Source organism: Corynebacterium sp. (assembly GCF_043426755.1).
Lineage (GTDB): Bacteria > Actinomycetota > Actinomycetes > Mycobacteriales > Mycobacteriaceae > Corynebacterium.
Genome location: NZ_JBHWRP010000068.1, coordinates 1 through 14,107 on the forward strand (window position 1 = coordinate 1; position 14,107 = coordinate 14,107).

Sequence of the window (14,107 nt, forward strand, 5' to 3'; positions counted from 1 at the left end):
AACATGATGATTGGATCCAGCAGAAGCGGTACATGTCATTGACGAGCTTGGAACAGACCAAGGTGATGATGGCCGCAAACATCATCGACTCGGGCGACATTACTGCGGAGATCATCCGGAAGGATGTGTCATGAGCCAGGGTCATTATTTAGCTCGTGATGGTCCTTAAGGTCGTTACGCTGCTTGTTTTATCGAAAGGGCAGATACACCACTCCCGCGGACTTGACCAAGCCAAAGCGTTTTCCAATGTCTCCCACCTGATGAGCGCCGTATTCAGGCGAAGATAGTGCTTGTTTGGCAAACTCCAAACGTGTATGCAACACGTAGCGACTAACGGTCGTCCCCGCTTCAGCAAACAGTCGACTGAGCTGGCGTTCACTGATATTTACGGCGGCGGCCACTCTGCCAGTACTCAAACTGGGACTAGCGATATTGAAATCGATGTAACTTTTAGCGGCAGAAAGGAGACCTTTTTCACTGCTGGCTGTCTCTCCTAAAACATTGCGAACTAGAGCGACTGCTTGTTCTTCTAGTGCGGAACCGGGAGGGCTCGCATCTCCGCGGAAATCCTGATGATCTATATGGCGTAATGAACCGTGCTCGATGTGTTGTAGTGATTCATTAATCAAGTGAGCTAGGGCCTGTTGGTTGCGTCTTTTAGTGTGGTGTATCTGTAGCCCGCGGTAAGCCTTGTGCCGGTACACGACAAGGCGACCATCGCGGGTACCTTTCGAATCAACTCTCAAATATCCCCGAAAGGAAGAAACCCACGATGGCCGCTGACCCCCATCATATCGACCCGACTGCTTACCTCGAAGAACTACTGACCCAAGCCTCACCAGACTTACTACGCCAGATGCTCGGCGACTTCATCAACCAGATCCTGTCTGCCCAAGCAGACTCAGTCTGTGGTGCTGAATACGCCACCGTCTCACCAGAACGAACCAACACCCGCAATGGGTATCGCCACCGCCAACTCGATACGCGAGTCGGCACCATTGACGTAGCCATCCCAAAACTACGCACCGGCGCTTTCTTCCCCGACTGGCTACTAGAACGCCGTAGCCGCACAGAACGCGCCCTAACCACAGTTATTGCTACCTGCTACCTCAAGGGAGTCTCCACCCGCAGAATGAATGACCTGGTAGCGACCCTGGGAATCAACAACCTGTCGAAGTCTCAAGTCAGCGAAATGGCCAAAGACCTCGACACCATGGTCGACCAGTTTCGTACCCGCCCCTTAGACCAAGGCCCCTACTACTACATCTCGTGTGACGCGCTGACCATGAAAGTCCGCGAAGGCGGACGAGTCGTGAAAACCAGTGTGTTGCTAGCGACCGGTGTCAACGCGGACGGCTACCGGGAACTACTAGGCATGCAGGTTGCTACGGCTGAATCCACCGCATCCTGGACCGGTTTCTTCCGCGACCTTATTGCCCGTGGTCTGACCGGGGTGTTCCTGGTTACTAGTGATGCCCACCTTGGTATCCAAACCGCTGTCAGTGACTGCTTGCCGCAGGCAAGCTGGCAGCGGTGCCGGACGCACTTCGCGAAAAACTTATCATCACAGGTACCCAAGACCTAAGTGGCCAACACTATCAGCGATGTTTCACACGATCTTCCAGCAACCCGACGCTGACAGTGTGTGGTCCCAGGCCCGAGAGGTTGTAGAGTTCTGCCAACAGAAATTCCTTCATGTGGCGGACTACCTGGAAGAATCACTGGATGAGTTGTTGGCGTTTACCGCGGCACCGAAAGCAGTCTGGTCCAAGATCTGGTCGAATAACCCTACTGAGCGGCTGAACCGGGAGATCCGCCGGCGTACTGACGTGGTCGGTATCTTCCCAGACCGCGGTGCTGTTATCCGCCTGGTCGGCGCGGTCCTAGCGGAACAACATGATGACTGGATCCAACAAAAGCGCGATATGTCGCTGACCAGTCTGACCCAGACCAAACAGATCATCACCGCCGGGGTCATCGACGGTATAGCCACCGACGACAAAGGAATCGCAGCATGATCACGCCGTGCTACCAGCCCCGAGACGGGCCCCAACTACCTGCCCAACACTAACCAGAGATTCGAAACACAGATACACCACTACCCAGGACTTGACCGGCCTGTTCATTTGCTGTCCCTTTTGCCCCAAACTCGAAGACCGCAGGTAGTTGACGCCTTTTAGGGCCGACAATCTCCTCATAAATAGGCTTGGGAATTGTGAGAACCAATTCTTGAAAGCGGTTGTTAAACCCTCGCAGAAATGGCATATCTGCGTCATAAACAATGGCTTGTCCTGGGCGCAGGGAGATATGCCCGCGAGTATGAAAGAAGACAGCCTCTCCTTCGGTGGCAAAAAAGACGGCGACAACTCCGGTCGGATTGTCCGCGATAAACTTCTCTGAGCGCTCAACGAATTGGGAAGTCCCAAATACACTGGCCATTCGAACTGAGGGGAGATGAAGGTTCGATTCTGTAGCGTGGAGAGGTTTGCCATCAATGGTGCGAATATCAAGGGGCAACAACGCTCGTGCATTATGCCCTTCCCACATCTGGACTCGATCATTCGGCACGATCCCATGAGTGCTAAATTTCAAAAATTTCGGAGACTCTTCGAATAAGCGATTCGGTATAGAATCCATGTTGCTGGTTACTCCATTTAAGCGATTTGTGCTCCACTTCCGATTAGTTGGTTTAACAATTTTCGGGTGCTAGCACGATGTCGAACGTTGCACGGGTCCAACTTTGCTCAAGAACACCGCCGTCGGGAGTAGGGTTGGCGGGGCTATGTTCTTCGAACTTTTTAATCAATGAGTCTTTGACCCCGAAAACAGAATCACCGATCTCTAGCTGCGGGTCTCCTTCGACGAAAATATGGGTGACCAATTTGCGTTGGCCGGGGGCATCAACCATGAAGTGCAAATGTGCTGCACGAACTGGTGAGCGTCCCGTAGCCTGCAACATTTTTCCAACTGGACCGTCGTGCGGAATCGGATACGGTGTGGGAGTTAGTCCCCAGAATCCGTATCTTCCTTCACTATTGGTACGCATCCATCCACGTCCTGCAGCTTTCTGGTCTTCATATTGCACGTCGTAAAAGCCATCTTCGTCGGCTTCCCAAACATCGATACGGGCACCTGCGATTGGATTGCCTTCGGTATCTCGTACAGTTCCTTCTACCCAGCAAGGCTGACCAGATAAGCCGCCTGAAATATCACCCCCAAATTGCACTTCTGGTGCCTGGTCGACGAAGAACGGGCCAAACACCGTAGCCTCAGTCGCATTACCGTATGCTTCGTTGTTTACCGCGATGGTCAGCATCGATGCTCCAAGGACATCAGATAGAAGCACGAACTCTTGGCGCTTGTCGTCAGTAATTTCGCCGCATTCAGTGAGAAAAGCTATACCCTTCTCCCATTCTTCTTCGGTTAGGCGAACGTCACGTATGAACGCATGGAGGTGCGTCGTCAGTGACTGCATGATTTCTTTCAATCGAGGATTGTCTGTTTCGCTGAAGGAGTTTAGAACGCGGTTTGTCACATCCTGTTCGATTGCTTCTTGGCTAGGGAAAGATTGCGAGTTCATCGTGGATCCTTTCAGGGGATGCGTGTTTACATTGCTTGGTGGAACAATTCGGTTAGCGACGCTTCCGTAACGGGCATGGGATTGTTCTCTGGGGCTACTGCGAGGATGCGTGACACAGCCTCTGGGATGTCGGTCTCGTGGAAACCGAGTTTCGAAAGGCGACGAGGAGCATTGATTGCTGTGTATAGTTGCTCAAGCCCTGCGACGACGTCGTGCGTACCGAATGCCTCGCTTAACCGGTCGATAGCGTAGTTTTCAGAGGCCTGTGCGTTGAAGCGCAGGACATGGGGAAGAACTACTGCGTGCGTTTCTGCATGTGGCAGATTGAACGTCCCGCCAAGAACATGGCAAATCTTGTGGTGAAGCCCAGAGCCTGCCGACGAAAAACTAAGTGCGGCTAAATAGCAGCCTTGCAGTGTAAGCTCCCGCGAGGTTACTTCGTTTTGGTTTTCGGTGAATCCTTGAAGGCCGTCTCTTAATAATCGAGCCCCTTCAAGGGCATGTGCGCGATTTATCGGGTCGGCCCGAGGAGCCCAGAGCGAGTCGATGCAGTGCGCCAGCGCGTTAAGAGCGGAGGCAACAACCATCTCGTGTGGCAAAGTGGCTAGAAGATTGGCATCGTAAACGACTGCCTTTGGCAGAACCTTAACGTCACTGCCTGTAGTTTTCGTTCGATTTTCGGTCATTCCCCAGGTGGCAGTTGCTTCGGAACCTGCGTAGGTAGTGGGGATTGCGACAATGGGCAGGTCTTCTGTAAGAGTAATCGCTTTTGCGAGGCCCGTAGCCGATCCTCCGCCAAGGGAAATAACAGCGTCCGCCTCAGTATCCCGTGCCACTTGACGTGCTCTGGTCGCGACCTCTGTCGGAACGTGCATGACGACGTCTTGAAAAACACTAGCTAGCGTGAGTCCTTCAGTCAGATTCCGGGCTTGCTGGTGATTACGTTCAGACGTGATGAGTAATGGACGACTTGCTCCTAAGCGCGCCAAGGCTCTGCGAAGGTGTTTGGGTGCTTCTCCAGTACCGAAATATATCTCTTGTTCCAAGAAACGATGGGTGAAAATTGTGTGAGACATGCTCTAACCCCTTGTGCCTCCACTACGCCGTTTACGTAATTTCAGTGGCTGTTGTGATTTGCTCTGTCAATTGTGCCAAATTGTGACGCAAGGCACATCCACGATGTTACTTGAAGGGGTTTTAAAGGGGGTGTATATCGGCCACTAAGGTAGTGCAACCATGAAAATGCGACGCTGCAACCGACGATCATGTCTCTAATCTCGGTGTGATGGCGCGCGGGGCCCTAAACTGCTGGAACTAAACTGTTGGATCTGGGGCGATGTGCGCGAAAAGTAGGCGCTGCGGGGCCTGTTCCAACAGTTTAGGTTCGACATTTTGCAGGAAGTGGCCCAGAAGAGTGTCCCGCAACAGCCCTAAACCTCACTTTTCTCGCGTTTGCCCGCCTTCTTGGCTGCTTTCTTCACGCTCAGCGGCTTGCTGGGGCGATCCTTGCCCTTGCTATAGGCCACAAACGCGGCTGACTCGTCGACAGTGCGGAAGTTCTCTGCCCAGGCGTCATAGTCATCGCCAACGGGAATGCCGCCCAGGGCGTCGCTAAGTGCGCGATGCAAGTTCTGGCCGTGCTTCTTCTTCAGCGTGTCGGTCACGGGGTTCTTGTGCTTCTTCTTCTGTTTGCCGAAGGGCTGCCACAGCACATCGTCGCCGGTTAACCACGGGCTGAACAACAGGATGAAGTTCAGCTTCTTGCCCTTCTCGTTGACGGGGTGAACGTGCCATCCATAGTCGACGGTGTCCCCGGCGGTGTCGGAGATGAGGAGGTGGGCAAGACGGTTCTTCAGGCCGGGCGCGGTGGAGAAGGAGACGGGGCGGGTGTTCCACACCTCGAAGCCAGCAATGCGCACGTCGCCAACCTTTGTGGGCTCAACGGGGGCGAATTCGACCAGCTCGCTGATATTGAAGAGCTTCGCGAATGCTTCCGGCTCCGCGACGGTAGAAGGAAGGGCATCTGCCCAGTCAGCAATGGGCTCAAGGTGATCCAGTATGGCGCGCTCCGCGGTGGCGGGCCAAGAGGAGTGGTAGCCCCATTGTTTGGAGCGGCGCAGGTGGCGATATAGCGCCTCGAGTTTGTCTGCGCTCTCGAGTGCGCGGGTGCGTTCGTCGGCACGCGTCGTGGTGTTGTCGGCTGCGATGGCCTTGCGGAGGGCTTTGATCGCTGGTCGCATGCTGTGTGCCTTTCTTAGTGTGCGGATTCGTTAATCTCCAGTTTACGGAAAATTCTCTTTACCTCCGTCTTTCATCCCCCGCTGGTGTTCGCATTTTTCCGCTGACAGGTCATAATGGAATGCATGACTCGACTTTTTGGAACTGACGGGGTCCGCGGCCTGGCCAATAAGACCCTCACTGCATCTCTGGCGCTGAAGCTTGGCGCGGCGGCTGCGAATGTGCTCACGAAGGATCGTGGCTCGCACAAGCGCCGTCCCATTGCTCTAATCGGGCGTGACCCTCGCGTCTCCGGTGAGATGCTGGCGGCCGCGATGGCGGCGGGTATGGCCTCGCGTGGTGTAGATGTGCTGCGGGTCGGCGTGATCCCTACCCCTGGCCTGGCGTTTCTTACCGACGATTATGGCGCCGATATCGGTGTGATGATCTCCGCTTCTCACAACCCCATGCCAGATAACGGCATCAAGTTCTTTTCCGCAGGTGGCAGGAAGTTGCCGGACGCGGTGGAAGATGAGATCGAAAAGGAGCTGGAGAATCTCGAGGAGGGCGGCCCGACGGGCACGGGCGTGGGCCGCGTGATCGAGGAGGCGCCGGATGCGCAGGATCGGTACCTGGCGCACTTGAAGGAGGCCGTGGAGTCGGATCTGCAGGGCATCACGGTCGTCGTCGATGCGGCAAATGGCGCGGCCAGCGCGGTTGCCCCGAAGGCCTATGAGGCTGCGGGTGCTACCGTGATTCCGATGTTCAACAAGCCGGACGCCTTCAACATCAATGACAACTGCGGTTCCACCCACATGGAGCACATCCGTAAGGCTGTCGTCGAGAATGGCGCGGACTTGGGGTTGGCCCATGATGGTGACGCGGACCGGTGTCTAGCCGTCGATGCTGAGGGCAACGTGATTGACGGGGACCAGATCATGGCCATCCTTGCGGTGAGCATGAAGGAGAAGACCAACTTGCGCCAGTCCACTTTGGTGGCCACGGTGATGAGCAACCTGGGCCTGAAGTTGGCGATGCAGCGCGAGGGCATCGAGATGGTGGAGACGGCCGTGGGCGATCGCTACGTGCTTGAGGCGCTCAACGAGGGCAATTACTCGCTGGGCGGCGAGCAGTCCGGGCACATTGTTTTGCCACGACATGCGACCACCGGCGACGGCACCCTGTCCGGCCTGATGCTGATGGCGCGCATGGCCGAGACCGGTAAGTCCTTGGCCGAGCTGGCCTCCGTGATGCAGGTGTTGCCGCAGGTCCTGATCAACGTGCCTGTGCCGGACAAGTCCGCGATCATGAAGTCGGAGGACGTGCAGTCCGCCATCGCAGACGCCGAAGCTGAGCTCGGCGATACTGGCCGCGTGCTGCTGCGCCCCTCGGGGACTGAGGAGTTGTTCCGCGTCATGGTGGAGGCTGCCGAGGAGGAGCACGCCCGGAAGGTCGCTGGCAGGCTGGCTGCGGTCGTCGCTGCGGTGTAGCTGTTCGCTTATCGACGAAGGTTCCATTCGGACTCGCAAAAGTTTTTTGGGTTCGGATGGAACCTTTTTGTGTCTTTGACAGTCCAATAGGGGTGACGGCATAGATGTGCCGGTGTTGAGCGATCAAACAGTGATCAAACAAGGACACAACACGAGGGGGGAGACCTTCATGAAGGGACTGGACGCAGATGTGGATGCGATCCGTGGCGCGCTGCGGCAGGCGCAGGATGATGTTTCTGCGTTGCGGGTGAAAGCGGAGCGGGATTCGCCCCATTTTCCTATCGCCGCGGCAGGCGCGGGGTTTGCGGAACGTGGTCGTCGGCTGGCTGCGGCTTTAGAGCAGGTGCAGCAGGGCACGATCAGGCGTTTGGACGCCAGGCTGCACCATTTTTCTCAGATTGCGGAGGCGACAGATGCGATCGCCAGTGCTGAAACCGATCTGCGAGAGGAGTTGAGCCGACATGACCTTAGCTAGCCCCACCACGCTGGTGTGTGAGATTCGCCGTGAACTTGATGGGCACAACATCATGCAGGCGCCGGATTCGGGCCAGATTGCCGACCAACTAGACACCGTGGAATGTTCTATGAACCTGCGCGATGGTTTCGATGCTGGAGCTGTCGACTTAGCTGTCGCGGGGCTCACGACGATGCGTGACGACGAGTGCGTGAAACCTCTCCCCGCGGTTCTAGAAGGAGTGGGTGACGGGCAACCCGCCAAGAAAGTGCAACACCACGAAGAAGACCAGCAGTTCTATGCCGATTGCGTGGCCGAATTAAGACAGCAGCTCTGTCAGGGTGCTGGGTCAATGGCGGAGATTGTGAAGTCGACTGACCTGACGCTTAGCCTCACTCTGAACGCGGTTCTTGAGCTGCTGAAGCTTACCCGGTGGACTCCAGCGGACCTGATCGACGACTGCGTGGTCGACACGGTTCTGAGTGGCTTATCTGCAGCCGGCGGAACGAGCGAGGACACCAACAGCTGTATCGGCGAAGTCCTCGATGAAATGGAGGGCCTGTGTATTGATGTCAGCGAGTTGCCGGAAGCTGACACAACGGCCGCTGAAGATTGCGTCGTCGACAGCGGCGGTGAACGCCAGCGGACCGAGGGCCTGGCTACGCACGCCGCTAGCGCCGGTGGCCTTGCCATCAACTTTGACATCGCCATAGATCTGAATGGGGGCTCCTCGCTTGATCTCGAGGAGCTGCAACAGTGGTGCCCGCCGTCGATAAGCGTCGACGACATCGGCCAGATAATGACCGGCCCGCTTGGGGAGCTCGGTGGGGCCTCATCTTTGGGTGGGCTGGGAGTGATCAACAGCGAGATATTTGAAGCCTGCGAATGCCCTCTTATTGTGGAGCCCGAACCAGAACCGGTGGAGATCCCAGTAGAAATCCCGGCGGAAGACGGTGTGATCCCACCACCAGAGGAACTGGCGGAGGTGGAAGAGCCTGCGCCGCCGCCGAAGAAGTTACTCGCCGGCACCGCTGACCCCGAGACGATGGCCGCGGCAACCCAGCCGGCGCAGCAGGATGCCGCGGTCGATATGTCGCCTCCTTCTGATCCTGCACCGCACACCGACCCAGTCGATAATCCTGCATCGCGCGTCCGAAAGGTAGAGACCTTCTAATGGATTTTTATGAATTTGCCGAACAGTTCCAGCGGCGCACCATGAAGCGCATGGCTGACTTTGAAGCGGCGTTGGCCAAAGCACAATACCAGTTGGAGGAAACCGCGCGTCAGCAGGAGATTGCACGAAAAATGAACATTAAAAAGCCGCCACGAACTTTCCCTAAGGGAACGATTCATGGCGGCCGAGTGCAAGGTGTTCTGCGGAAAGACCCACCCGGTAAGGCGGGCTAGCGGTAGACCGGGCTGGCCGGGTGCAGGTCATCGCGGTCGATGCCTGCCTGATCAGCCAACTTCCCACCCCAGTAGGAGGTCAGGTTCGGGCCTTCTGCATCGGGTGCGGAGAAGTCGGAGTACTTCTTCTCCTTGTCCAGCTGGTGCAGCAAGAAACCAGTCACCAAGCCACGTACTGTTTCTCGAGCACTGGACTGTGGCATGCCGAAACCGAGGACAAACTGGAAACCAGTGTCTTCTGAGAAGCCCTGCTGGTTGCCTTTATCGATCTCGCGGTAGGAAATTTTGCCCTTCCAGTTGTACGCCAACTTTGCAGGATTCCCGGCTTCAAAAATATCGCCCTTGTTCGAGCCGATGACCAAACCGGGGGTCTCCAGAGAGCGGGCGGCTGCGACAGCGGACGGTGCCACGTCGGCGGGGTAGATCGCCGCCACAGCGTTTACCTTCTTGTTGTCGGCTGCTGTCAAGACGGCCGCTCCTCCGCCCATGCCGTGGCCCACGACACCTAGTTTGCCGGGGCTGACGGTGACGTTGCCATTGCCCAGCCGCACACCGGCGAGAATTTGCAGGCACGTCTCTAAGTCAGAGGCGAAACCCGTGTGATCGGGGTTGAACCCGATTTCCGTATCCGGTGCGGCTACGGCGATGCCCCAGCTGGCCAAGTGGCGCAAGGTGGCGTGGTAATCGTCGACAGTCTTTGTCCAGTCGTGGCCGAATGCGACACCGGGTACGCCGTTGCCTTCGGCGGGCGTGTATACCTTGCCGGGAAGGCCGGTAAAACCGAGGTCACCGACCATGACCCGGTGGGGGCCACGCTTGGACAGTTTGTTCAGATCTTTCTTCAAATTCGCAGACACGTTTCCTACGATACTGGAAGATGCATGTTAGGGGAGGGAACAGGGCACTTAGCAGGAACTTTTCCTGGATGGTTTTTGGCCCGGTGTGCACGTGCAAAATTTGTTGGGGATCACATAAGAAATGTGTTTCATCCACACTTATTGGTGGTTTATTCTGGCAGGCATGTGTGGAATCGTCGGATATATCGGACAGCAGCAAGGCATCGATGTCGCAGTGAACGCGCTGCGCCGCATGGAATATCGCGGATATGACTCATCCGGTATTGCCGTTGCGGGGGAACAGGGCCTCCGACTGGCCAAACGTGCCGGCAAGCTTGCCAATCTTGAGGACAAGATTGACGAACTCGGCGAGGACACCTTGAAGGGTACGACGGCTATCGGCCATACCCGCTGGGCAACCCATGGTCGCCCGACGGACGAGAACGCGCATCCTCATCTGTCTTTCGACGGCAAAGTAGCCATCGTGCACAACGGCATCATTGAAAACTTCGCGGCACTTCGCGAAGGGCTCGAGCGCGACGGCATTGAGCTGAGCAGCGACACCGACTCCGAGGTGGCCGCCCACCTGCTGGCCCAGGTGTACAACGAAGGCGAGACTGCCGGCGATTTCCGTGCCTCCGCGTTGAAGGTGCTCAACCAGCTGGAGGGCGCGTTCACCGTGTTGTTCATGCACGCTGATCACCCCGACCAGATTATTGCGGCGCGCCGTTCCACTCCGCTGATCGTGGGCGTAGGCGAGGGTGAAATGTTCTTGGGCTCCGATGTGGCCGCATTCATCGAGCACACCAAGAACGCTGTGGAGTTGGGCCAAGACTCCGTGGTGATCATCACGAAGGACTCCCATGAGATCCTCAACTTTGATGGCACCCCGGGCGAGGGCAAGGAATTCACCATCGACTGGGATCTCAAAGCTGCAGAAAAGGGTGGCTTTGATTCCTTCATGATGAAGGAGATTTTTGAGCAGCCTGCTGCCGTGCGCGATACGTTGGCTGGCCACTGGGACGGGGAGCGGGTGACTCTCGACGAAAACCAGCTCTCTACGACCGATTTGAAGAGTTTCAACCAGGTCTTCGTCGTGGCGTGTGGTTCTGCGTACCACTCCGGTCTGGCCGCAAAGTATGCGATCGAGCACTGGGTGCGTATCCCAGTCCAGATCGAGGTGGCTTCGGAGTTTCGCTACCGCGATCCAGTGTTGGATGAGCGGACCTTGGTGTTGGCGATTTCACAGTCGGGTGAAACCGCCGACACCCTGGAGGCAGTGCGTCACGCGAAGACCCAGGGCGCGAAGGTGCTTGCGGTATGCAATACCAATGGGTCTCAGATCCCGCGCGAGTCGGACGCCGTGATTTATACCCACGCCGGCCCAGAAATCGGCGTGGCCTCCACCAAGGCGTTTTTGGCGCAGGTGGCGGCGAACTATATCGTCGGCTTGGCTCTGGCACAGGCGAAGGGCACGAAGTACCCGGACGAGATCAAGGCGATCTGGAGTGAGCTCGAGCAGATCCCCGCCAAAGTGGAGGAGGTGCTCAAGGTGCAAGACCAGGTCCAGTATGTTGCCACCACGCTTGGCGCGGTCAAGACCATGCTGTTTTTGGGCCGCGGCGTCGGCTACCCGATTGCCCTCGAGGGCGCGTTGAAGCTCAAGGAGCTTGCATATATCCACGCCGAAGGTTTCCCCGCCGGCGAGCTCAAGCACGGTCCGATCGCGCTGATCGAGGATGACCTGCCCGTCGTCGTGATCGTGCCCAGCCCGCGAGGCGTGTCTCAGCTGCACTCGAAGATCGTGTCGAATATCCAGGAGATCCGCGCGCGTGGCGCGAAGACCATCGTGATCGCCGAAGAAGGCGATACGGCCGTGGAGCCTTATGCGAACTGGTTGCTGCGCATCCCGCAGACCCCGACCATCATGCAGCCACTGCTGGCTACCGTGCCCCTGCAGTTCTTGGCCGCAGACATCGCCCGCGAGTGCGGCAACGAGGACATCGACAAGCCACGCAACTTGGCCAAGTCTGTGACGGTGGAGTAGCTTTTGCTTAACGGCACCTTCCTAATTTGTTTTCGCACTGCTTGAAATTGGATATAGGACGTTGATATAACCAAACAAATCGATATAACCAAACAAATCGCAACATTACGTCGTGGGGTTCTGCCGTGCAGGAATGGGGCATCGGGGCTCAGTCTTGTGAATATCCGCTCGGGACTCGTTTCTCGTAGAGCGGGGGCGGGAGCCTAAGACGGGGATCGAAGTGTAAATCGTTAGTGCTGAAGAGATCCGGTTGCGTGGCCTTGCAGGTCATTTGGTGAGTGATTTTTCGTGGAAAGAGAACACATCCACGCTGATCTTCTGGGACCACGCAGTATACCCGTCCAGTATTTCGGTTCAAACGGGGGCTCCCCCCTCTGTGTCAGGCTGGAAGTGAGTCACCACCCAGACTCATCGCCTAGCGAAAGGGGGCCCCAGGATGAGCGTCACCCCGGGGTACACCGATCAAGAGATCATCGAATACGTACACGCCTACGACTGCGCCCCACACGGCACCAAACAGCACTACCTCACCGAACACGGCCTGACTAACGACCGTATGCGCAGATGGCGCCGCATCGTCTACGACGGCAACATCGACAAAGGGCTTGACCCCAGGAACACTAAAGGCATGAACACCTCGAACCCGAAGCGGCGCTCCACTGCAGAACTCGAGTCGAAACGAGCACAACGCATTGCCGAACTCGAAGGCCGGATCACCGAACTAGAAGACTCCAACACCGTTTTGCGTAATAGTAACGAGGCCTTGGGAAAAGCTATCGGGCTCTTGCACGAGACGGGCGTGCCAAGCTCCGCCAACAGCCCGACACCCCCACCTCCCGCCGATTCCTAGACATCGACAACGCCCTGGTCAAGGAACTGTCCACTATCACCGGCTCGCAACGAGGCGCCCTGCGACAAGCAGGACTGTCCCGTTCTAGCTGGCACTACCGCCATAAGCCGCGGGCGAGAACACCCAACCCGGTCGCTCACCGGGACAGAAACTACCCCAATCGCCTTGATGCGACGACACGTGCTGAGATCACCGACCGGATCGAACAGGCGTGGGCAAACAGCCTGTCGGTCGATCACGCCTTCGCCAGTGCCTGGGATGAGTCCGTGATGGTGGCGTCCAGGCGCTCGTGGTGGCGTATCGCCGCTGACATCACTACCACCACGCGTCCGGTGATCCCGCGGAAGTCGACCACTTCGAAAGGCACGGGTGCACGGGCTAAACCGGTGGTCGCCGCTGATGGGCCAGGTCAGGTGTGGTCGTGGGATATCACTGACCTGAAGGGCCCCTATATCCGGGTGATGTACAAGGCGTATTCGGTCATCGACATTTTCTCCCGGAAGATCGTTGCCTGGCGGGTCGAGGAACGAGAAGACAAGACACTGGTCACAGAGATGTTTGAACAGGCGCTCGCCAGCCATGGTCGACCACACACCGTCCATGCTGACAACGGACCGAGCATGAAATCCGATGATCTGAAGTACGTCTTGGCTGATCATGGTGTGGACATGACGCATTCTCGTCCGTCGGTGTCCAACGACAATCCCTACTCTGAGTCAGAGTTCAGGACGATGAAGTACCGGCCGAACTATCCTGGTACCTTCGACGACCTCGACCAGGCTCGAGAGTTCATGGCCGAGTACGTGCCGTGGTACAACGCCTTTCACAAGCACTCTGGTGTGGGATTGTTTAGTCCGCAGGAGGTCCATGACGGGTCGTGGACGACAAACTGGAGCATACGAGATCAAGCACTCCAGGACTACTACGATCAACACTCGGAGCGTTTCCACCACCGACCGGTTACCCCTCTACCTCCCGGGCTGGTTGGAATCAACCACAAAGATCCTTCTACTGACTCCAAACAGCTTGACAATTAGCGCCCGGCCAGCTATTTGTGCAAGCACCGACACTACCTGTTCTGCGTTCCTGCTCGGACCTCTGCTGAAGTGCGCCGGTCTATCTTTCCGTTAGTGCGGTAGAAGCAGTTGATTCTACTGTTGATTTGTGTCTGGTACGGCTAGGGCCTTTTGTGGCTGCATCCAACTTCGGCCACGTGTCTCACCACA

Annotated in this window: 12 protein-coding genes and 3 pseudogenes; 9 read left to right on the forward strand and 6 right to left on the reverse strand. The window is 56.9% G+C overall.

The features are described from left to right. A pseudogene (locus tag ACHFGA_RS06275) lies at window positions 1–134 on the forward strand (IS256 family transposase); the annotation flags it as partial. Between the two features lie 54 nt (window positions 135–188). Here the strand turns inward: ACHFGA_RS06275 and ACHFGA_RS06280 are convergent. Next, the gene (locus tag ACHFGA_RS06280; protein WP_394281558.1) at window positions 189–629 is read right to left on the reverse strand and encodes a hypothetical protein; all 441 of its coding nucleotides are present in this window, start codon (window positions 627–629) and stop codon (window positions 189–191) included. A gap of 143 nt (window positions 630–772) precedes the next feature. On the opposite strand from ACHFGA_RS06280, the pseudogene ACHFGA_RS06285 reads away from it, so the two are divergent. Beyond that, a pseudogene (locus ACHFGA_RS06285) lies at window positions 773–2,018 on the forward strand (IS256 family transposase). A gap of 97 nt (window positions 2,019–2,115) precedes the next feature. Here ACHFGA_RS06285 and ACHFGA_RS06290 read toward each other — a convergent pair. The 4 genes and pseudogenes from ACHFGA_RS06290 to ACHFGA_RS06305 form a co-directional block, all read right to left on the reverse strand. Then, window positions 2,116–2,547 (reverse strand): annotated as a pseudogene (locus ACHFGA_RS06290) (AraC family transcriptional regulator); the annotation flags it as partial. 142 nt (window positions 2,548–2,689) lie between these two features. After that, on the reverse strand, window positions 2,690–3,580 hold the full coding sequence (locus tag ACHFGA_RS06295; RefSeq protein WP_394281559.1) for an intradiol ring-cleavage dioxygenase: 891 nt from the start codon (window positions 3,578–3,580) through the stop codon (window positions 2,690–2,692). Between the two features lie 26 nt (window positions 3,581–3,606). Next, window positions 3,607–4,656 carry a maleylacetate reductase gene (locus ACHFGA_RS06300; protein ID WP_394281560.1) on the reverse strand — a complete coding sequence of 350 codons (1,050 nt, stop codon included), beginning with the start codon at window positions 4,654–4,656 and terminating at the stop codon, window positions 3,607–3,609. A 354-nt stretch (window positions 4,657–5,010) separates the two neighbouring features. Then, the gene (locus tag ACHFGA_RS06305) at window positions 5,011–5,820 is read right to left on the reverse strand and encodes a hypothetical protein (RefSeq protein WP_394281561.1); all 810 of its coding nucleotides are present in this window, start codon (window positions 5,818–5,820) and stop codon (window positions 5,011–5,013) included. Between the two features lie 123 nt (window positions 5,821–5,943). Between ACHFGA_RS06305 and glmM the strand changes: the two genes are divergently transcribed. From glmM to ACHFGA_RS06325, 4 genes are all read left to right on the forward strand, one after another. Continuing rightward, a complete protein-coding gene (gene glmM / locus ACHFGA_RS06310) occupies window positions 5,944–7,287 on the forward strand; it encodes a phosphoglucosamine mutase (RefSeq protein WP_394281562.1) in 1,344 nt (447 codons plus the stop codon). Window positions 7,288–7,456: 169 nt separating this feature from the next. Further along, window positions 7,457–7,762 carry a hypothetical protein gene (locus tag ACHFGA_RS06315; RefSeq protein ID WP_394281563.1) on the forward strand — a complete coding sequence of 102 codons (306 nt, stop codon included), beginning with the start codon at window positions 7,457–7,459 and terminating at the stop codon, window positions 7,760–7,762. Beyond that, window positions 7,749–8,915 (forward strand): hypothetical protein, encoded by a 1,167-nt coding sequence (locus ACHFGA_RS06320; protein ID WP_394281564.1) that lies wholly within the window; start codon window positions 7,749–7,751, stop codon window positions 8,913–8,915. The genes ACHFGA_RS06315 and ACHFGA_RS06320 overlap by 14 nt, the downstream gene beginning before the upstream one ends. Next, window positions 8,915–9,148 carry a hypothetical protein gene (locus ACHFGA_RS06325; protein WP_018582526.1) on the forward strand — a complete coding sequence of 78 codons (234 nt, stop codon included), beginning with the start codon at window positions 8,915–8,917 and terminating at the stop codon, window positions 9,146–9,148. The genes ACHFGA_RS06320 and ACHFGA_RS06325 overlap by 1 nt, the downstream gene beginning before the upstream one ends. On the opposite strand, the gene ACHFGA_RS06330 is transcribed toward ACHFGA_RS06325, so the two are convergent. Then, the gene (locus ACHFGA_RS06330) at window positions 9,145–10,005 is read right to left on the reverse strand and encodes a dienelactone hydrolase family protein (RefSeq protein ID WP_394281565.1); all 861 of its coding nucleotides are present in this window, start codon (window positions 10,003–10,005) and stop codon (window positions 9,145–9,147) included. The genes ACHFGA_RS06325 and ACHFGA_RS06330 overlap by 4 nt on opposite strands. Before the next feature lie 163 nt (window positions 10,006–10,168). Here ACHFGA_RS06330 and glmS point away from each other — a divergent pair, with 163 nt between their 5' ends. The 3 genes from glmS to ACHFGA_RS06345 all read left to right on the forward strand — a co-directional run bounded on the left by glmS (window position 10,169) and on the right by ACHFGA_RS06345 (window position 13,918). Further along, a complete protein-coding gene (gene glmS / locus ACHFGA_RS06335) occupies window positions 10,169–12,031 on the forward strand; it encodes a glutamine--fructose-6-phosphate transaminase (isomerizing) (RefSeq protein WP_394281566.1) in 1,863 nt (620 codons plus the stop codon). A 436-nt stretch (window positions 12,032–12,467) separates the two neighbouring features. Then, complete coding sequence (locus ACHFGA_RS06340; protein ID WP_394281567.1) at window positions 12,468–12,881, forward strand: hypothetical protein; 414 nt, start codon at window positions 12,468–12,470, stop codon at window positions 12,879–12,881. A 35-nt stretch (window positions 12,882–12,916) separates the two neighbouring features. After that, the gene (locus tag ACHFGA_RS06345) at window positions 12,917–13,918 is read left to right on the forward strand and encodes an IS3 family transposase (RefSeq protein ID WP_394281644.1); all 1,002 of its coding nucleotides are present in this window, start codon (window positions 12,917–12,919) and stop codon (window positions 13,916–13,918) included. Window positions 13,919–14,107 lie beyond the last annotated feature (189 nt).